The organism is Micromonospora sp. LH3U1, from assembly GCF_028475105.1.
In the GTDB taxonomy this organism is placed as follows: domain Bacteria; phylum Actinomycetota; class Actinomycetes; order Mycobacteriales; family Micromonosporaceae; genus Micromonospora.
The window spans coordinates 318,047-338,408 of the sequence record NZ_CP116936.1 but is presented as its reverse complement, the minus strand read 5'-3'; the positions used below and the strand labels follow the sequence as shown (position 1 = coordinate 338,408).

The following is a 20,362-nucleotide window of genomic DNA, read 5'->3' as shown; positions in this document are numbered from 1 at the left end:
GGCGGGTCGCCGGTTTCCGCGCGGCTCGCCCCGCCTGTTCCGCTCTGTCCGAGCTTGCCCACCCGGGCCAACCAGAAGCGCCCACGAGTGATATCAATCCCCCATGTCCCGAACTCTCGCCCGCGGATTCCTCCACGGGACGTTGACGCTCGCCCTGGCCACCTCAACGACGGTCCTCGGCAGCACGGTGGCACACGCCGCCACCCCACGACTGGCGCTATCCGCGCTCTCCTTCGCACAATCCACCGTCGACGCCACGCCGACGACCACAGCCGTCAATCGGCTCACGTTCACCGTCACCAACACCGATCCCGACGCCGAGACGGTCCGGGGTGCGGTGACGCTTCGCACGCGCAGCACGGTAACCGGCGAGTTGGTCGGTCACGAGCGCATCGCGAACTACGTCTTCGGCTCGACGTGGGAGGACGCCGACTTCGTCTCCGGCACGCCTCAACAGTCGACCTACGCCTACGACTTCCGGGTGCCGCGCTTCTCCGACGCGGCGACCACGACCTGGGAGGTCACCAGAGTCACGATCAAGGCCGGCGAGCGGGAGGCGACCGTCTCCGGCGACAGGCTGCAAGCGCTCCCCGGCTCCCGGTTCGCCGCCCAGACCCTGGTCGACGCGTCCGGCCCTACGGTCGAACCGATCCGCTTGGCCAACAGCGAGCCCTTCCTCTACGTCAGCGACAAGCCGGTCCCCTACGCCTACGAGTTCACCGTCCAGGACAATGGCGCCGGTTTCTGGAAGGGCACGCTCAAGGTCGCCGGTCCAGGCGGCCAGAGCGTGACGACACCGTTCACCTGGGAGCGGGACCCCACCAGCTCGGGGGCCATCACCTGCGGTGGGTCCTACGCCGGCGGTGGCGAGGAAGCCAACTACGTGGCGTGCACAGTCCTGGTGACGCTTCCGGCCGGTGCCAACCCCGGCAACTGGCGGCTCACGCAACTCGTGTTGTTCAACAACGCCGGCGTCCGCACGACCTACCAGAACCCGACGACGCCGTCGGTCACGGTGACGTCCAACTCGACGGTGCAGGCAAGCGAATTCGTCGTCTCCCCCGCTCAGGTCAACAACTGGCGCGAGGATGCGGTCGTCGAGCTCTCCATGGCGGTCACTGGCGCACTTCGCGGCGTGGCATCCCTCCGCTTGTGGTTCGAGGCCGGCTGCGGGCAGTCGGCCCAGCCGGTCACCAAGCCGGACGGTCGCATCGCCGTCGAGGTGCGGGTCAGCACCGGCACCGAGGCATGCTCACTGACTGGTGTCGCGATCGTCGACGGAGCCGGCAAGGCGGCGCTGTACGGATCGATGTTCGGCGCTCCCGACCCACAGATCAGAATCACCCGCGTCGTGACCACCGAACCCCCAACGGCCCTGGGAGCGGCCCTCAGCCCGACGACGTCGCCAGCCAGCGAACTGAGCAACCTGCCACCTGTTGAGCTCACCATCTCCGCCGCGCTGAAGATCGCACCGGCCCGTATCGCCACCACCTACGTCTACGACGTCGACGGCAATGTCGTCTACCAGTCGTGGGGCAGCGGAGACCAGGCCGAGGACGGCACCCTCACCGACCACCTCTACCTAGGCTGGTACGGCCTCGCGGTCGGCGAATACACGATCGGCTTCACCCTGACCGACGCGGCCGAGCGCACCACCAGCTACGGCGTGCTCGGCGACAGCTCCAGCGAGCCGGTGCCCGGCGGCCCGCTGGTCTTCACCGTCACCGAAGGCTGATCAGCAGTGCGCGCCCCCACCTGCCGAAAAGACGGCGAGGGCGCACACGTGCTCGCACACGCGACGTTCAGGCGATGGATGTTGCCGTCGCCCAGGCTCCGAAAGCAGGTCGCGGGCTCCGTGAAGACGCCGGTGAGGGGCTCGCCCTACATCCCCGAGCCGCAGCTGGAGGTCGACGGCCAGGTGATCCTCGACGCCGCCGCGCGGGCCGTCCAGCTCTGGCCCGGCACCGGCGAGACGACCAAATAACCACGCCCGGGCCCGCCGCCTGGGCACCAGAGGTAGCTGAGGTCTGCGGGAGGGTCACGCCTCTGCTGTCGCCTCCGGCCGGTGTCCGCAGGTCGGGCAGGCGTCGCCGCGAACTCGTCGACGTATGGTCCGGTGTCGGGAGGCTCGACCGGCGAGGGCTGCGGCCAGCAGCGCCGCGCCAGCCAGCAGGATCGACCCGGTCGTGACGGCGAAAGCCGCCGGAGTAGGTTCGCCGCCGCTGGTACCCCAGATCGCCTGGCTGAGTTGGTCGGCTCCGAGCAAGCCGGCCGGAGCAGCAAGCAGCAGGGCCATCCAGAGTCCTGCGTCGTCGGCCCGCAAAGCGAGGCCGAGCCCGACGAGCAGGACTAGTGCAAACATCAGCCCACCGGCCATCGCCAGCAGCTCGGGAGTTGACCTGTACGAGGTGAACCAGTTCCCGCCGTTCTCCGCGAGGCTGAAAGCCGCGGAAACGGCTGCTCCGAAACCGGCCGCGACCGCCGGCAGGCTACGTGCGATCCAGCCGGGATGGGAAGGCAGCGCGAGGGTGGCCAGGCCGAGCACGACGGCGGGGAGCAGCACGAAAAGCGGTGGTCGGGGTTGTCCGGTGAGGACGGCCACGGGTGGCACGGCGATGGTCAGCAGGAGAGCGCCGACGGCGGCGGTTCGGGTCCAGGATCCGGGCAGTGCCGTGGCGGTCAGGCCGACGACTAGCCAGCCCAGCCAAATGACAGCACCAAACGTCTGGAACGGGCCCGCCGGGTCCAGGCCGGTTACACCTGGGTCGTTCAGCTCAATCTGCAACAGCAGGAATACGGCCACCGTAACGAGGGTGTTCAGCGCGGCGGTCGCGGACAATGGGAAGGCCGCGGCCAGCCCGAGGGCGCCGTACCCGCGCAGTCGCTCCCGGATTCCGGCACCGAGCAGGTCGAGGGCGTCGTGTGGGGAGGGCCAGCGTCGCCCCGGTTCGACCGTGTCGAGGTACGTTCCGACAATCTCGTCGCCCCGCTCGGCCTGGTAGTCACCCGGGTAGGCCCGCAGAAGTCGCCGGTAGCGGGACTCCAGCGGTGACCCGGCCTTCTCCCGCGCGGGGTTGGGCTGGTTCACGTCAGGCCTCCGGTCGGTCGAAGGGCGGGGCGGGCGACCGCCCCCGGGAGGTTGACAGGGGCGCGTGAGGTGCCGCCGACGGCAGGGATGCCGGCGGGCCAGGCCCGCAGTCGCTGGCTGGCGGCCTCTACGTTGCGGCGTAGCCGTTCGGTCTCGGCGGTAAGCACGGATCGGCCCGCTTCGGTGAGCCGGTAGTAGCGGCGAAGCCGTCCCTCGACGATCTCCTCGTGGTCTCGCTCGACCAGCCCCTCGTCGGTAAGGCGGTCGAGTGCGCCGTAGAGGGTCCCGGGCCGCAGCGCCAGCCGCCCACCGGAGAGGGCCGCGACGTCGCTGATGATGCCGTAGCCGTGCATGGGCTCCCGCGCGAGCGCGGTGAGGATCAGGAACGTGGGTTCCCGAAGCGGCGTGGGTGTGGCCATGGCCTCAATATATCGGTGATAAAGCTATACCGGTTGCGAAGCGGTGAGAGAGTTTGCCGCAGACGTCGATGAAGGCAGCCGCAGACGCGACCCAAGCCGAGCCTCTTAGCTGTCGACCTGTGGGCCGTCGGTCACCGAACCGGCATCGGCGTCAGCGGCACCCGGCAAGGCCTGCGCTTCGTTAGTTGGTCGTCTCGGCAGACAATTCAACCCTGCAACGTCAACGGCGGTCATCCAACGCCTACACCTCGTCGCGGACGTAGATCAACATCGCTCCTCTAGACCGGGGGCGGACATCAGCCGGGGCGCAGATGGTCAGGTAACCTGAGCGCGCGGGCCGCTAGCTCAATGGCAGAGCTGTGGACTTTTAATCCATAGGCGTCGCCGGGCTGCAGTGGCAGTCGTCGATCAAAGATCCGGGCTTACCTGCGGTCTTGCGCCCGTTGACATGACGGTCATGTTCCTATGTGGACCCGGGCGCCTCGTGGGCTGCTCGCCTGTTCGTGGTGGAATTGGACGCCAGCAGTCCCTGAAGCGGACCAGCGGACCAGCGGACCAGCGGACCAGCGGACCAGCGGACCAGCGGACCAGCGGACCAAGAACCTGATCTTGGCCTAGTCATTGCATCCAGTCCGGTCGGGTGGGGTCCATCTGGCCGCGGTCGAGCCTTGACTTTACGGAGATAACGTCCCGCCCAGTCCTTTGAGTGCTGACTCGTCCATCGCGCCGGAGCACCCGCGAACCCCTGTCAATCCCCCGGGGCCACGGGCGATCGCCGTACACACGTCGCTCGTTCCCGACGTTCGGCAAGAGGCGACCGCCGAGTCGGTACGAGGCTTCAGCTGCGGCGCACCACCACCAGTTGGTCACGTGCCCGGGTCGCCGCGACGTAGGTCAACGATCGGCTCCGGAGTTCCGCGTCCGTTCGCTCGGACGGGTCGAGTATGGCGAGGCGCTCCGTCTCCGCTGGCGACGGTTTTCCTGCGGCGAGCACGACCTTGGGGAACTCGGTACCCTTGGCGCGGTGCATCGTCAGCACCGGCACCCGGCCTGGCTGCGGGCGGTCGCGGTCCACCGCGCGGGCGTCGATGCCGGCGTCGGTGAGTGCCGTGACGACACGGTCCCGGTGGTATCGGTCGGGCACCAGAACGGCGATGTTCTCCAGCGAGTCGCCGGCGTCGAGCCAGGCGCGCACATGTCGGACGATCACCGCCGTTTCTTCGGCGAGGGAGTCGACGAGCTCGATTACCGGGACCGGGCCGGTGCGGGCCGACCGGTAGCCGGTGCTTTCCGGCACGTTCTGCAGGTCGATGTATTCGCCGCCCGCGAGGATCGTCATGGCGTAGTGCAGGTTCTGCGCCGTGGTCCGGTAGTTCAGAGTCAACCGCTGGGAGCGGCCGACGATGGCCACGCCATACCGCCCGAGTACCACGCGGGTGCCGTAGATGCGCTGGTGCGAATCTTCCGCGATGAAGAGATCGTCGGAGCCCTCGCCGACAATGGCTCGGAGCAGGAGCCAGTGGGTGGGTGAAAGATCTTGACCCTCGTCGACGAGCACGTGATCAGCGGGGTGCGCGTCGCTTGCTCTCAGATGCGCCGCGGCGACTGCGGCGGCCTCGGCGAAGTCGAGGCTGCCGTCGGCGCGGGAGGTTGCCCGGTACGCCTCGATGAGTGCCCAGACGGCTCGGCGCTTGGCACGGTCCAGGGCGACGCCTCGGCCTGGTCGGCGTACCCGGAGGTACCCGACCTCGTCATGCACCTTGTTCGGCAGGACGACATGCGCGTACTCCGAGGCAAGGAACGTCTCGTTGGCGATTTCGTGTGGCAGCAGGGTGCCTGTCGATTCGACGACTTCCCGCCAGCGAGTCGGTGCGGTGCGGGCCAGCGGCATTACCCGCTCCTGACCAAGGACCTCTTGCATGGCAGGAGCGAGGCCGCGACCGGCAGTCCGCAACACTGCGGCGGCAAGCGCGTCCACGCCGGTCACATAGACGCCGGACTCACCGAGTGCCTGAGCCCGGGGCACGCGCGGGTCGAGCTGAGTGAGGCTGTCGCCCAAGGCGTCGGCGAGGTTGGTGGTGAAGGTGGTGAAGATGATCCGGGCGCCGGGGCGACGCCGGACGAGTGCACGGGCCCGATGGACAAGGACGACAGTCTTGCCGGTGCCGGCTCCGCCGGCGAGCCGGAACGGGCCGCTGTACGAACGGTCGACGTAGCGGCGCTGTTCGGGATGCAGGAAGATGCGCCAGGCACCAAAGTCCCCGCCCTCGATGACGCGACGCAGTTCCTCTTGGTCGTCGATGAATGCGTACTGCAGCGCGGCGGCCGGCCGTTTGAGAGACTGCAGCATGTCGGCATCGTCGTTCCCTGACGAGGGGGTCTTTTCGAGTTCCATGCGCTGGACGATCGCCTCGATGTCGTCCCCGGCGGCCAAGTCGACCAGAATGGTGCCGATCCAGCCGTCATGACGTTGCGCAAGGTCGAGAACTTCATCCTCGTTCGAGGCGACCACGGCTTGGGAGACGATGCTGTCGGGGAGACCGAGGCGCTCGATGAGGTCGATGCGTTCGTGGCCGAGCCGGGCGAACAGCGGCTCCTCGGTTCTCGCTATCGTCTTGGCCGCGGGCGAAGCCCGCGTCGGGGTCGGCGCCGGATCAATTTCTTCGATCTGCGGCAGGCCATTGATCGGGTTGACCCTCAGGCGTACGCGTTGCGCAATGGAATTGGCATCGTCGTGCGGCCAGATGCCGTGGATGACGTAGTGGGTTTCGCCGCCGCCGTCGAGGCGAAACATGACCGCCCGCCAGAACTCGTCGACCCGTCCGGTGCGAACCCGCGGGTCGGCGCTGTGCTGGATGGGTTCGATGTGCAGGCCGGGGGTGGTGTCGTCGGCCCCGAGTTTCTGCAGGAAACTCATCGCCTTGCCGCGGACCGATCCATCGATCTTGCTGGCGAGTTTTCCCATGATGATGGTCGGCATCAGTCTCCTTCGTCCATCTCGGTGGCGGCGCGAGTCAGGGCGGTGACGACCTTGGCGGGGTCGGGTTCCACCAGGTGCCATCCGTGCTGGGCCAGGTCGCTTCGGTCCTGTTGCGACATGTGGGCGAAGGCGACAGCCACCTGGAGAGCGGGCCAGCAGACGTCGAGCGGAATGCCGTCGGGCCCTTCCGCGCCGACTGTGGGCGGTGCGACGTTCTCGCCGGCCAGCGCGCTGATCAGTTCCTTCTCGTTCTCGGTCAACGCCGCGTCGTAGGCGTCGGCCCAGGCTCCGACCGGTCGGCCTGGTCCGGCCTGTTCGGGCTTCGCGGTCACTGGCTCGACCAGATTGGTCGTCGTCACAGTCGTCGGCCAGTCGCGCAGACCGAGCGCGTTGGCGAGCCGCAGCCAGGCCCGCCAGGAATCGGCGTGGTTGTCGCCGAGCACCTCGCTGCGATCGTCGAGCACCACGGCGACCTCGACACCGCCGTCCGTCATCTCGATGACCGCCGCGAGGGATCCGAAGCGGCGCAGGTGGACCCGGCGTTCACCGGCGGGTAGGTCCTCCCCGAGCAGCGCTGCTCGACCAATCTGGGGAAGGGCGACCGTGGTGGAGGTCTGGATCGGCTGGGCTCCGGCCGACAGGAACATCGGCACGGCTCGGGCGGCGGCCTGAACCGCAGCCGGGTTGGGATCGCGAACCCAGCCGACGAGCCAGTCGACCATGCCCTGTCCCAGGGCCTTGTAGGTTTCCGGCGGGGCCTGGAAGCCGGGGACGTTCATCAGGCTGCCGGCCAGGGCCGGATTCCACCATGGCGGTGCGATGTTCGTGGCGGTCTCGGCGGCGGCGACGTCGGCGCTGGTCAGTGCGATGACCAGGATGCCCAGCTCGCGCAGATGGGCCCGCTTGACGGCGTCGTCGGCGAGGCGGTTGACCGCGGCGGTCGCGTGGTAGGCCCGCCCGTCCGTGAAGATCGCGATGTCGGGCACGTTCATGTCGCCGGTCTTCAACAGGTAGTCCGGCCGGGAGTCCGCGACGTTGACCTGCGGGCTGAGGGTCCATTGGCGGTGCGTGCCGGGCAGGGTGAACCGGGCTGTGTTGCCGACCGGCGACGGGGTCTCGGTGACGGCGGCGCCAATGCGTCGTAGCCGACCGAGGAACACGCGGTGGAAGGAGCGTTCCAGATGTGACTCGGGTTCTTCGCGTGGAGCCAGCTTGGTCACCGTCCAGGTCGTGTCCTCGGCCGTCTGAACGTCGGCAGGCAACCCGAGCAGGGTACGGAGGTGACGCTCGGCCGATGCCCGCGAAACTCGCCGGGTCACTCCCGGTGCGGTGAACGGTAGCAGGCAGCGATGGCAGGCGAGACGCTCCTCGTGGCGGCAGGGGCAGTCCCGCACCCGGTCCCAGGCAAGGACCAGCAACTCGCGCAGGTGGTCCGGCTCGGCGATGCCAGCCAGGTAACCGGTGCCACCGGGCACGGTGTCGTGCAACAGGATCGCGTCGTGGTTGTCGTTGCCGTCGGACAGTGTCGGGTCGACGACCTGCTCGACCCGGATGTGGTCGGGATGACCGCCCATCTGCTCCCGCAGTCCGAGCAGCAGCGCCGCGGACAGGCTCGGCACCGCGAAATCGTCGCCGAGGCTGACCGTGTGCGGCAGCCGGATCAACAACCCTTGGGTATGCAGGGTCCGGGACAACGCGACGGTGCTGGTCACCTCGTTCGAGGCGGTCCGGTGCGGACACCATGGACGGTGTTCGTGGGCGCGATTGCGGCCGGTCTCGGTGTCGCGCTTTCCGCAGCCGGAGCAGACCCGGAACAAGGTCCCCTGCCGGTCGGCACCGGCGATGGTGCGGGTCGTGCCGTGTCCGGCCGGCCCGAGGTTCAGCCAGCGGATATCGACCGAACGTAGATGGACCCAGCCCAGCCCGGTTCCTTCGACAAACCGCCGGTCGTCCATGTGTTGCGGGGAGACATCCGCGGCGGTCACGATCTGGAACGCGACGCGACCGCGTTCGTCGTGCCGGTCCGAGATGGCGACCTCGTCCCGGCGTACTTCGGCCGAGACCCGGGTGAGTTCGACGACGTCGAGACGCTGCCCGGTGTCGTGAATGCCCCGGCTGCCACAGCGCGGGCAGGCAGCGGGAACATATTCGCGGCCGGTCGCGGCGATGTCGCACGCGTGACCACAGGCGGGGCAAAGCGCCCAGGTACGGATCGACGCACCATCCAGGCCGAGATCCACCGCATCGATCTCGATTTCCCAACCCCGGGCGTAGAAGGTGGCCCCGGGTGCGAACTCCCGCAGGGCCTGGGCCGAACCTCGTTGGAACTGGGCGCTGTCGTAGCGGTACTTGCCGTCGTCGGGGTCGATCCAGGACAGGCCGACGTCCAAGGTGACGCTGTCGTCGAGCAGGGTGTAGTTGGGCAGCAGCCCGTACTCTTCCAGGACACCGATCCAGTAGCTGCTCCGCAGATGAGCGAGCTGTCCTCTGGTCAACTGTCCGGTCGCCTGTGCCGAACGCAGCGCCTGCTTGTCGTCGTCGGTCGCCGCCGGCGACTGCACCCGGGCTTCCAGCTCGGGCAACAGCTTGGTAATCGTCGCTTGCCGATCTTCGAGCAGTGTCACGGTCTGCCGCCAGCGGTCACTCGCGTCGCGAACGCGGTGGGCGAAGCCGCTGCTGCGCGGACCGGCGACCGGTTTCAGCCAATCGCGAAGCCGCTCCACTACTTCGCCGGGAAGCTCGTCGAACGTCGCGGCGAACCGGTCCAGATCCGTCTCCCACGACTGCTCGGCGTGCAACACCAGGTCGCCGAGGAAGGTTCCCGGCGCGTACGAACCGATGGCCCCGGTGGCCTTGCGCGGACGACGGCGCCCGGGTTCCCGCGCGAACGCGTCGATCAGGTACGCCGTGTACTGCCGGCGCAGGATCTCCTCCGCGGCAAGGTACGTAGCCGGCGGTCGCACATCCCCGTCGATCACCGACAGCGGGTCGCCGATCTTCGGCAGGTGTTCGCCACGGCCGGTGACGAAGGCCAGATCGAAGGCGTTGCCGGTGAGCCGGCCCGCCCGCCCGACCCGTTGCAGGTAGGAAGCGACGGTACGGGGCAACGAGGCGAGGATGACCGCCGACAGGTCACCGATGTCGATGCCCATCTCCAGGGTGGGCGTAGCGACCAGGACGTTCGGCGACTGAGGGCTGGTCGCCGCGTCCCGGAAACCGTCCTCGTACGCCAGCCGGGTCGCGTCGTCGAGCAGGCTGGTGTGTTCCCGGGCGACGACACGGCGCATGTCCGGCGAAGCGTACAGACGCCGGTAGAAGTTGTTCGGCGACAGCGGTTGCTGGCGCAGCCGTCCGCGACAGCGCACGTTCAGGCAGGGCGCGTCAGTCATCTGGGTGACGGTGACGAGGCTGCCCGGGGTGCCGGCCCGGCAGGTGTCGCAGACCAGCAGGTGCCACCCGGCGGCGAGGTCGCTCTCCTGGGTGGGGGCCACCACAACCCCGGAAACGGGCAAGGCATAGACGGTCGCGCCGGACTGGCTGGCCGTCGTGGTGAGCACGCCGTCGCGGGCGAGCCGGTCGAACAACATCCGGGCGAGCCGACCACCGTCGAGCGGGGAGACGTCGAGCACCCGCGAGGTCCAGCGGGCATACCAGGACTGGGGCGAGGTTACCGGGTCAAGGCCACCGGTATCGGCGGAGCCGCCGACCTTCGGGTAGGCGGGGGCGGGGCGGTCGCGGGGGAAAGCAGGCATGCCGTCGCTCCGGGGCCGACCACCCCAGATCGACCAGCGGCGGCCGTCCTCCGCCCGATAGCGGTCGAACCATGGATGGTCGATCGCACCCTGGACCCGCATCCGGTCCAGGACACCGCGTACCCACTGCACCAGGGTGGGGTCGCCGACACCCACCTCGCCCAGACGCTCCTGCCACGAGGTGCCGCTCAGCGCAGCTCGGGCCAGGCCGGCGACGCGCGCCGGCAGCCCGGCCTCGACCTCGACGGTGACGGATCCGGTCAGTTCCAGGGTGCGGCCGGTACGCGAGTTCAAGCCGAACTCGAGGGCCGCGTCGAGGGCCAACCGTTTCCGCACCCGCGACTGCACCGATGGCTTGACCGCCCGCTGCCTAGGCTCCTGCCAGAACGGTGTGAAGGATTCCCGGTCGGCGCACTCCGGGGCCAGCAGCCGGTACCGTCGGACCGGATCGTCGCCGGCTTGCGCCAGCACCTCCTCGACCAGCCGGTCGAGAGTCAGCGCGCCGTCCACGACCGCTTCGCGCAGCACCGAACGCAGCGTCAAGATGTGCGATCGGGCCTGTACGAACCCAGCCCGATGCGCCGCGTCCTGCACCGAGTCGGTGAAGACCAGGGCCTTCTTCTCCTCGGGCGCCAGCTTCGGCGCCCCGAACAGGGTCGACAGCGACACCGACAGCAGCGTGGCGATGGCGCTGCCGAGGAACCGGATGCCGTCTTCCTGCCCGCACGACGGGCAGGTGTCCTTGCGGCTGAGTTCGTCGGCGGCGGCACCCACGTTGGTGAGCACCGGCAGGATCCAGCCGTCGCGAAGATCAGGGTCGTCCTCGGCGACTCGCTGCAACAGCTCCCGGGTGCGGATCGCGAACCACACCAGTCCGTCTGACGGTTCTTCGCCGTCGGACGGGACGATCGCCTCAGCAGGCGCGTACAGCAGGGGCCGGAACCGTCCCTCCCGGGTGGCGTGCTGGCGGCGAATGCCCTCGTCGTCCGGAGCGAGGCTGTCGCCCACCGGTGCGAGACCGACCCCCCAGCCGGAGCGCCCGCAATGCCGACAGTAGATCGCGGGGAAGGACGGCCGGGCCTCCTCGGCCTCGTCCGCAGCGACAGGCGGACCGTCGTCGCTCCACCGGAACGTAGCCGTCGCGGCCGCGGAACGGTCGATGCGGGTCAGCTCCCGCACCCACAGGTGCGCCTCGACCGAGAGCGCACCCCGGCCGAGAACCTTGCGTACGTGCCCCAGCATCGCCAACACCTGCGACAGCAGCGCCTCGGCGGACTCCGGCTCGTCCTGCGGGCCGAGCACCCGCAGGGCGAGGTCGCTGAGGGCGACAGCCTGACCGGCCGTACGGGCCAGCTCGACCACGAGCGGATGCGCGCGACACATCGCCGACAACAGCTCTGGAGTCGCACCGGCCAGCTTGTCGGCCGTCACCCCATAGAGCAGATCGAGTACGGCGTACGCGGCCTCCTCGCCGGAGGAGTCCGGGCTCACCTCCGGCAGCGGGCGGAGTCCGGCCGCGCGTAGTTCACCCACGGCGACCGGGGCGAACCCGGCTGCCGCCACCGCCTGGGCTGCGCCTTCGGTCCACTCCGTCAGGCTGAGTCGGGTCTCGGTGACCACCGACGTGGAGTCGAACCGTTCCCCGAAGACGGTGGCGGCGAACCCACGCATCACCGACGGGTCGCCTTTGTCGCCGAGCGTCGCGGACGTGGCGACCGGCGTCATCAGACCCAGCGGACGACTACGGGCCGCCTCGTCGATCAACGGGTCGTCGTCGCGCCAGTGACTCTGCAGGGCCAGGCCGAGCCGGCGCAGCAGCATCGCCACGTCGGTGCCCTGTGCACCGTCGTAGGTGTGGAACTCGTCCAGCACCAGGTAACGCAGACTGGTCGCGGACTGCCGCCAAAGCTCCTGATCCTCGGCCCGCAACAGCAACTGGTCGAGCATCTTGTAGTTGGTGAGCATCAGGTCCGGAGCAGTTTCCCGGATGACCGCACGATCGTTGATCAGACCGTCGGGAGTGACCGCCATGCGGGTGGCGGTCGCCTGCCCGGTGTAGAGCGCCGCCGTCACCCCGGCCAACGCCGGCTCGGTGGTGAGCAGCTTGGTCAGCCGCGCCGCCTGGTCGTTGGCGAGCGCGTTCATCGGGTACAGGATCAGCGCCTTGGTGCCGGCCACCCCGGCACGCCGGGCCCGCAGCACATGGTCGAGGATCGGATGTAGGAACGCCTCGGTTTTACCGGAACCGGTGCCCGTGGTGACCAGCGTCGGCAACGGCCGACGCGGCTGACCGTCTACCGCCGACGCCAGCCGGGCGAATGCCGCCGCCTGATGGCCGTACGGCGGGAACCCCTCGTACCACTCCAGGCTGCTCCGCCAACCCTCGTCGGCCGGGCGGAACGGCAACCGCAACCGCACGTAGGGGCCCTTGAACATCCCGGTGTCCGGGTCGGATAGGAACCTGTCCAGCCCGTCCCGCGCATCCCCGTCGGTCAGCCCGAACGTCGTCGTCAGATAGTCGACCAGCGCATGCTGGATTCGGGCCGTCTGGAAGGTGGGTAGTAGCTCGCTCACTACCGCTCCCGCAGCCGCTGCTCGAAGACCGCGTACGCCTGCCGCATGTCCGCCTCCCGGTTCAGGATGACGAACGGCAGCTCATAGGTGTAGGTGTGGCCGGCCTGGTTCGTCGCGGTCCGCTCCTCCGCAGTGATCCGATCACCCTTCTTCCGCCATACCGTGAGCACTAAGTTCGGCACAAAACGACCGTTGGCGTCGTAATAGTAGACGTTGCGGTCGTAACCGCGCAGCACCGCAAACTGTGTGCGGTAGATCGAGCACAGCTCGTCGGCGGTCAACCCGAGCATCAACGCGACCAGCGCGTCAATCTCGACCAGCGCCTGCCGCCGATCGGCCGCGATCCGCAACGGTGTCTCCGGCGTCCATTCCTGCCCGATGCTCCCGAGCGGCACGCGCCGCCGATGTTCAAACCCGCCCGCCCAGGTGTCTCTGACGAACTCGTCCAGGTAACACAACTGCCAAAAATCAGCGTCGGCAGTTGTGACGCAATTAAGGCGAAGTGTGCGAATAGTGAGATCAGGACTTAGAGGTGAGTCTGTGAAGGCGAGGCGATTCACGGTTCCCGGCGAGATGGTCGACTTCGGGGCAACACGCACGGAGAAGTCGTGACTCAGCGATGAGAAGAAACCAAGCACCTGAGCCAAGCGTTGCGGCGTCGAAGAAAGAGCCGCTGACCTAACGGTATGAACGTGTGCCGGACCCGGCGGGATAAGCGCCGGAATGAATGTGCGCTCACCCTGATTTGCCGCCATATCGCGCCAGGCGATTCGGTAATGGTCGCGGGCGGGATCGGGGTGGTCTTCGTCGCCCCAATCGGTGTATGCGCAGTCGTAGTCATAGCGGTCACCGATGGGCTGGTAGGCGGTGGCTGGGATGGCATCGGCCGGCAACTGCTCGAAGTCGGTCGCCGACCAGTCCTTGTTGCTGATCAACGTGGGATTCGGTGACTTGTATAGCGGGGTTGATACGTGCAGATGCGGCCCCTGCAGGATCACGTCGTCCCACGAGGCTGGCACCGCCCACTCCGACTCGAAGTAGCCTTTCGTTCGATCGTTCTTCTCGTGCCATCCGGCGGAGAACCGTAGCCCTAGGTCGGCGATGCGGGGCGCTTTGGCAAGCTTCTCTAGTACGGCCGCGCTGGATCGGTTCACGGCGTACACCATCCGGGTCTGCCAGAGCGGCACGTCGCCGGTCTCCATCGTGGCGTGCCATGCACGTAGCGTCTCATCGGTGACGCGAGTGATCCGTGAAGCATGCGGGCGGACGTCCCACTTTCCGTCGTCGTCCTTGAGCCCAGGCTCCGGCCCTGAGCCGTCGTGGGCGAGCGAGCGCATGACCGTGTCCGGGTGGTAGAGCCAGCCTGCCTGAGTAAAGGCGGGCTCCTCTTGACGAGATCCGTGCACCGTCACCCCGAAGTGAATTTTATTAAGAATCTCGAAGAGGGCCAGTTCGTTCACGAAGTGCCAATGGCGGCGGAGCCGCAGGTATAGCTCGGAACGGAGCGGTCCTGCTCCCTCATCGGTGAAGTGCGAGTTCGAGTGGATCATGCCAATCGTGCCGCGGGTCGACCCGTGCCGCCACATCACCTCCATGAAACAGCGATAGAGGTCGGGTTGCAGGCCCACGAGGTGTGGGTACTGCGCGGAGGCGCTCACGAACGCAGCTGTTGACAAAACGTCCGCCGTACCATTAACGACGAATTCCGTCATGCCGGGCAGGGCGAGCGTTGCGGCCCGCTTCGCGGCGACCTGAGCCTGAGTCGGCTTGAGCGCAAGCTGCCACCACGGGTCACCCTCGGCGAGCAGGGCGTCGATGTCGGAGCGGGGCCGCACCCAGGGTGGGTTACCGACTTGCAGGTCGAAGCCGCCGCGGGCGAAGACCGTGGCGAAGTCGAGGTTCCAGTGGAAGAAGCCCTGTCGTTGGGCGATTCGCTCGCAGACCACCAGCCAGGGGTGTTTCTGCAGCACCTCGTCAATGGATTCCGCGCTGGCGAAGCCCAGGTCCAGGCGTTCGGCCTCGCCTAGCTCGGCCCAGCTCATGCCGGCGCCGAATCGCAGCTCGACCGGCTTGCGCTTGTGCACGTCCGGGTTGCGTCCCAGCAGCGCCTGCAAACCGGCGATCCACTCGGTGACCGTTGGCGGTTTGATCACTTCGCCGTTCACGGTGGCGAGGGTGTCGGTGAGGGGCCAGAACCAGAGCGCGGTCCAGGCGTCCATCGCTCGGCGCAGCCGGGGGTAGGCGCCTTCTTCGTCGGCGAGGGCTCGTTCAATCTGTTCCCGTTGGACGCTCCCGCCGGCCGGTAGCTCGTTGACGCCCCAGACCGGGATCAACCGGCGGATCTCCTGCTCGGCGATGCTCAGCCGGCGGTAGGCGATCTGCCACAGCGTCTCGACCCGGTGTGCCAGCTCTGCGTACGCATCGACCTGGGTTTTGGTGGGTTTGGTCTTGGTGCTGCCGCGCCATTTCTTGAGGCGGGTCGCGGCGTCCGGAGCCAGGGCGGCGGCCTCTCTCGCGTCGGCGGCCGAACCCCAGCCGTCGGCTGGCAGCAGGAAGTGGTGGACGCCGTCGGCGGCGACCTTGCCGGCGTCGATGTCCTCGACCAGCCGGGTCAGCGGCACCTCCTGCGGCACCTCGCCCAGCCAAGACTTGTCAGCGACCTGGCTGCGGCTGTAGACGGCGCGGCGGGCGCCGATCAGTGAGTTGCCACGGCGCAGGTGCAGGCCGAACCACGGCGCGGAGAGGCCCTCGACCATGGTGTCCAGCCAGAGGGAGATCTCGGCGAGTTCGACTGCGGTTTCGTTGAGGTCGACGCCGTAGACGTTGTGCAGTGCCAGGTATGCCTTGACCTCCTGCAGCCGCTTCGGGTACTCGTCTGGGTCGATGCGCCGGTCGAGCTCCTTCTGGCGGCGCTTGAGGTATTCGTCGGCGAGTTGTCGGACCGCTTCGATGGCGAATGCTCCCGAGCCGAGTGCCGGCTCGCAGATTGTCATCGTGAGAATCTGCTCGGCCGGTGTGTCGTCGGTGAGCAGCTCCTCCAGGGCTTGTCCGACGGTGAAGCGGGTCAGCACCTCGGGGGTGTAGTAGGAGGCCGACTGTTGGCGCTCTCGGCCGGCCAGGCGGAACACGAACGTTCCCTGGCGGTGCAGCACCGGCCGCCGCTCGCTGGTCGCCGGGTCGATGGACGTCACGAAGTCGGTGGCGGCGATGCCGTCGGCGCGATCGACCGGCACCACCCAGGAGCCCTTCGACCCGTCGCCGTTCTTCGCGACCTCATAGAGGTCGGTGTCGGCGAAGAAGCCGGTGTAGGACATCAGGCCCTCGTAGACCGCGCCGAGCTGGTTGATGCCCAGTTCGGCGTACGAGATGAAGCCCCGGTCCCTTCCACGTTGTTCCTTGCTAAGCAGCAGGTGCGCCAGCACCTGCTGAACGGCGACGTTGCCTAGGCCCACCTCGTCGATGTGGGCGGTGGCCTCGGGTCGGAAAAGGTCGGCGCGCAGCGGGTTGAAGATCAGCCCGGCGGCGGACGTGTCGCTCTCCTCGGCGACGGCCGGGGTGTGGCCCTTGTCGACCAGGCGGAACAGTACGCCGAGCGACTCGTAAAGGTGGGTGCCGGCGCGGGCCCGGGGTGTGGCCAGCTCGACCTGCACCAGCTCACGCAGCCGGTCGAGGCTGTATCCCTGGTCGTACTCGGGTGCGCCGACCGGGAGGACGCCCAACTCCGGCGACGCCTCGGCGTAGAGCAGGAACAGGATCCGGTAGAGGAAGCGCAGCGACTGCCGGGCCAACGGTTGCGCCTCGGGTTTCGGCAGCGGCGGCAGGCCTTTGGCGCGGCGGCGCGCGACGACCTCGTCGGCGACGATCTCGATGGAGAGGCGTACGCCGTCACGCAGGTCCTGGGAGACGCCGACGGTGTGCTTGACCGACGCCTCCAGGACGCTGTGCCACCACAGCTTGCCGTCCGCGTCTGGGGCGATCGACTCGGCGCAGAGGCAGGTCAGCGCCCGGTCGATCTCGCCGCCCTTCGTGGTGTCGTTGCGTTCGCAGACCGATTGCAGATCGACGGCGAGGTAGCGGCCCTCGGCCCAGCGTTCACGTTCGGCGAGCAGCGCCCACCGGCCGGCCAGCACCAGCGCCACTTCGGGTGCGTCGTCGGCGACGAAGAGCGCGGAGAGCAGCCGGGCCGCGCTCTTGATTTCCTCGCCGTCTTCGGTGAGCTGAACCGCCTCCCCAAGCGTGACCGCGTCCCGGGCGAGCAGTTCCTCGATCGCGGCCACCGGAAGGGCGGCGAGCACGACCAGCGGTGCCAGGCCCGGAGCGCCGGCCGAGGAAACTCGGCTGAGCGGCCCGGATTCGGAGACGACCAGGCCCGGCGCGTCGAGACCGAGGATGTCGCGTACCGCGCGGAAGACCTGTCCCGGCACCTCGTTTGCGGTTCGGCTTCCGGACTGCTCGCTGGCGGCTGCCGGGTCGAACAGTTCGGAGAGGGTGGCCAGATCGATCTCCAACTTCCGGCGGGCCGCCAGGAATCGGGATCGCGGTGTTGACCGTCCGGCGTTTTCCTCGGTGTCCCATCCGGCGCGGCGTTCCAGGATCTTCGCCCGGAACGACTCCTTGGTGGCGTCGGTAGTGAAGTAGTGCTCGGAGATCCAGCCTTCGCCGACGAGGATCGCGTCCGACCTGCTCACTGGAGTTCCCTCTCGGTGTCGGGCACGACCACCAGCAGCGGGCGTACCAGTTGTCGAGCCGGTGCCATCGACTCGGTCAGTTTCCGTTCCTCGGCGATGCGTTCCCGGCTTGCCGCGGCATCGCTACGCCGGATCAAGACCGCCGTCTCTCCGTCCCATGCGTCGAGCTTGCGGCGCCACGCGTCAACGCGTTGCTGGGCGTCCCGGCTGGCCGCCTCGAAGACGGTCTTCTCCAGGTAGGCGGCAGCCTCATAGACCGCGGGCCGGATCAGGGGCTGAAGGTGATCGATCGTGGCGATGGCGCCCGGATTGGCCCGGGGACTGGTCCAGCCGAGCACCTGCAGCGCGTCGCGGATGGAGTCGTGTGGGGTCACCAGTGCGAACGACGGGTCGTCGGGAATGGGGAACTGAGCGGTCAGCCACGCGGTGGAGACCACTTGCCCGCGCTTGTTGGTCAAGGTGCCGAGCAACAGCACCGTCGGCGCGTCCACCTCGCCACGGACCGCGAACACCTCGTTGCGGCCGAGCGCCGCCAACGCTCGGTCGGCGGCCCAGTCGAGCACCGGATGCAGCGGGCTCAGGTAGTGCGCGTCCGGCCAGCTCGTGTCCTTGTCGTCGCGCAGCGCGGCGGCCAACCTGTCCTTGCCCCGGGCGGCGGTGGTGGCGAGCACCAGACGCTCGGTCACCTTGCGGTCGACGAGATAGCTCTGCGGCAGCACCTCCAGCCGTTGCACCAGATCGGGCGGTGGAGTCAGCTCCACGGTGCCGAATGCCTCGTCGCGGCGCCACCCGACTCCGCCGCGAGCCGGTGTCGCCGTCGGGTCGATGAACGCTTCCCGCAGCGCCTCCTCGAGGTAGGAGACTTCGTCGTCGTAAAGGCCGGCTCCGTTGTCCGGTACGACCTCCGATGCCGCAGCCGGCTCGTCGACCTGCCCTGGCGTGTCGAAGAGTTGGGCGAAGATCGCGGCGACGTCGTTGCCGGCGGCGACCTCGGTGACCGGCCGCAGGACGTCGTCGAGCTGTTTGGTGCCGGCGAGCACTGCCCGAATCTCCTCCTCTTCGCCCTTGATGTCGTAGCGGCCCATCAGCGACGCGACGTCGCCGAGGGCGGCGTGGGCCTCGTCCTCTTTCTCGATCAGCTTGGCCAGCACCCTGACGTCGCCGGCGAATCGCTCGCTGGCCGGGTCGAGCAGCAGGGCGGTGATCTGCGGCGGGTGTTTCTGGCCGTAGCGGTCGATGCGGCCGTTGCGTTGTTCGATGCGGATCAGGCTCCACGGGATGTCGTAGTGGATCAGCTCGTGGCACTGGGCGTGCAGGTTGACGCCCTCGGAGGCCACGTCACCGGTGACCAGCACGCGTACCGCCGACTGTTCCTGCTTGAAGCGCTCGACGAGCTCCTGCTGTTCGGAGTCGGTGAGACCGCCGTGCATCAACTCGACCGCCCCGTCCGGCAGGCCGAGGTCGCCCGGCAGACTGCGGTGCAGCCAGTACAGCGTCTCCAGCCGTTCGGCAAAGACCACCGCCCGGGTGGTGGAGCCCGCCCCGACGCCGATCTCCTTCAGGTACGTCACCAGTCGGGTGTACTTGGCTGACGCAGTACGCATAGTGCGCTCGTTGAGGTCGGCGAGGTGGCGAAGCGCCCGCAGCTCGACCTCAGCCCGGTCGGAGGGCAGCTTGGTGTCCTTGGTGACGCGCTCGATGCGTCCGTCGATCGTCTCCTGCAACGCCGCCGGTGACGACAAAAACGCCTTCGCCAGGGTCCACGGGAAGAACGTGCCGCGTGCACCCGAGTACGGGCTGCCGCCGGCGCCCGGCCACAGCCAGGTGTGTTCCAGTTCGCTGGCGACCGCGTTCTCAGCTGACGTGGCCGGTATCAGGATGTTGTTCGGTTCGCGTCGCTCGGCCCAGTCGGCGCCGACCTCGCTCGCGACCTCCGGGCTGTGCCGGTGGCGCCGCACGACGAGCCGCCGGATTTCGTCCCGGTCCAGTTCACCGCTCGGCGGGACGGCGACCGGGTCGAGCATGCGGATCAGCTCGGCGAAGGAGTCGGCCTTGCCGTTGTGCGGGGTGGCGGAGGCCAGGATCAGCGCTTCCGTGGTCCGGGCCAGCAGCCGGGCGAGCCGGTTGTTGAGCGTCTCGGCGTTCGACAGGTTGTGCGACTCGTCGATGACGACCGCGTCCCAGCGTTGCTTGCGCAGGCTGGCCACGTAGCGATCCGACTTCAGGGTGTCGATCGAGATGATTGCGCGGCGGTAATAGGTGAACGGGTTGCGGGTGGCGGGCAGTTTCTGCCGGACCCGTTGGATACCGGAGGTGTCCAGGCGCACGAACGGCAGGGCGAAGCGCGTCCACAGCTCCTGCTGCGTCTGTTCCAGTACGTGGCGTGGGGTTACCACGAGAATGCGGTCGCCTCGCCCACGGCGCACCAGCTCGGACAGAATCATGCCGATTTCCAGGGTCTTGCCGAGACCGACCGCGTCGGCGAGCAGAATGCGCGGTCGCAGGCTCGCCGGATCCAGGGCCTTCCGGACCGCCGACTGCTGGTAGCCGAGCGCATCGGCGAGGCCGCGAGTGGCCACCGACAGCGACTGATCGGCGAGCGGAACGGCCGTCTTGCGGAGGGTGGACTCCAGCCAGAGCCGGGCGGTGCGATATCGGGGACTGCCGTCCGCGACGACCCGGGCCTCGGCCGGGTCCAGTGGAGTGATGACGTCGAGGGTGTCGTAGAACGTCGCTGTCGTGTCACGTACCAGCTCGCCGAGACCTTGCACATGCACCGCGACACCATCGGCGGTGTCCTCGGTCGCTCGGACCAGCCACTCCTCGTCGCGGGCTACCACCATTGCACCAGGGGCGAGCCA

The 20,362-nt window shown here is 68.3% G+C and carries 7 protein-coding genes and 1 tRNA gene; 2 read left to right on the top strand and 6 right to left on the bottom strand.

The annotated features are described in order from the left end of the window. Positions 1–103: 103 nt before the first annotated feature. A complete protein-coding gene (locus PCA76_RS01540; RefSeq protein WP_272614739.1) occupies positions 104–1,735 on the top strand; it encodes a hypothetical protein in 1,632 nt (543 codons plus the stop codon). A gap of 303 nt (positions 1,736–2,038) precedes the next feature. On the opposite strand, the gene PCA76_RS01535 is transcribed toward PCA76_RS01540, so the two are convergent. Next, complete coding sequence (locus PCA76_RS01535) at positions 2,039–3,088, bottom strand: GlsB/YeaQ/YmgE family stress response membrane protein (RefSeq protein ID WP_272614738.1); 1,050 nt, start codon at positions 3,086–3,088, stop codon at positions 2,039–2,041. Next, entirely contained in the window at positions 3,085–3,507 is a 423-nt protein-coding gene (locus PCA76_RS01530) for a PadR family transcriptional regulator (RefSeq protein ID WP_272614737.1), read from the bottom strand. Before PCA76_RS01530 ends, PCA76_RS01535 begins: the two co-directional genes overlap by 4 nt. Positions 3,508–3,841: 334 nt before the next feature. Here PCA76_RS01530 and PCA76_RS01525 point away from each other — a divergent pair. Then, a tRNA-Lys gene (locus PCA76_RS01525) sits at positions 3,842–3,943 on the top strand. A 402-nt stretch (positions 3,944–4,345) separates the two neighbouring features. On the opposite strand, the gene PCA76_RS01520 is transcribed toward PCA76_RS01525, so the two are convergent. From PCA76_RS01520 to PCA76_RS01505, 4 genes are read right to left on the bottom strand one after another with little or no spacing between them, the layout of a single operon-like run. Beyond that, positions 4,346–6,487, bottom strand: a complete 2,142-nt coding sequence (locus PCA76_RS01520; RefSeq protein ID WP_272614736.1) for a UvrD-helicase domain-containing protein — start codon at positions 6,485–6,487, stop codon at positions 4,346–4,348. Further along, positions 6,487–12,813 carry a DEAD/DEAH box helicase gene (locus PCA76_RS01515; protein WP_272614735.1) on the bottom strand — a complete coding sequence of 2,109 codons (6,327 nt, stop codon included), beginning with the start codon at positions 12,811–12,813 and terminating at the stop codon, positions 6,487–6,489. The genes PCA76_RS01520 and PCA76_RS01515 overlap by 1 nt, the downstream gene beginning before the upstream one ends. Beyond that, positions 12,813–17,501 carry an Eco57I restriction-modification methylase domain-containing protein gene (locus PCA76_RS01510; protein WP_272614733.1) on the bottom strand — a complete coding sequence of 1,563 codons (4,689 nt, stop codon included), beginning with the start codon at positions 17,499–17,501 and terminating at the stop codon, positions 12,813–12,815. The genes PCA76_RS01515 and PCA76_RS01510 overlap by 1 nt, the downstream gene beginning before the upstream one ends. After that, positions 17,498–20,344 (bottom strand): helicase-related protein, encoded by a 2,847-nt coding sequence (locus tag PCA76_RS01505; RefSeq protein ID WP_272614731.1) that lies wholly within the window; start codon positions 20,342–20,344, stop codon positions 17,498–17,500. The genes PCA76_RS01510 and PCA76_RS01505 overlap by 4 nt, the downstream gene beginning before the upstream one ends. Positions 20,345–20,362 lie beyond the last annotated feature (18 nt).

Bases quoted from the DNA above. Each gene is read 5' to 3' on its own strand.
- PCA76_RS01540 (WP_272614739.1), top strand. From the start codon at position 104: ATGTCCCGAACTCTCGCCCGCGGATTCCTCCACGGGACGTTGACGCTC.
- PCA76_RS01530 (WP_272614737.1), bottom strand. From the start codon at position 3,507: ATGGCCACACCCACGCCGCTTCGGGAACCCACGTTCCTGATCCTCACC.
- PCA76_RS01505 (WP_272614731.1), bottom strand. From the start codon at position 20,344: ATGGTGGTAGCCCGCGACGAGGAGTGGCTGGTCCGAGCGACCGAGGAC.
- PCA76_RS01520 (WP_272614736.1), bottom strand. From the start codon at position 6,487: ATGCCGACCATCATCATGGGAAAACTCGCCAGCAAGATCGATGGATCG.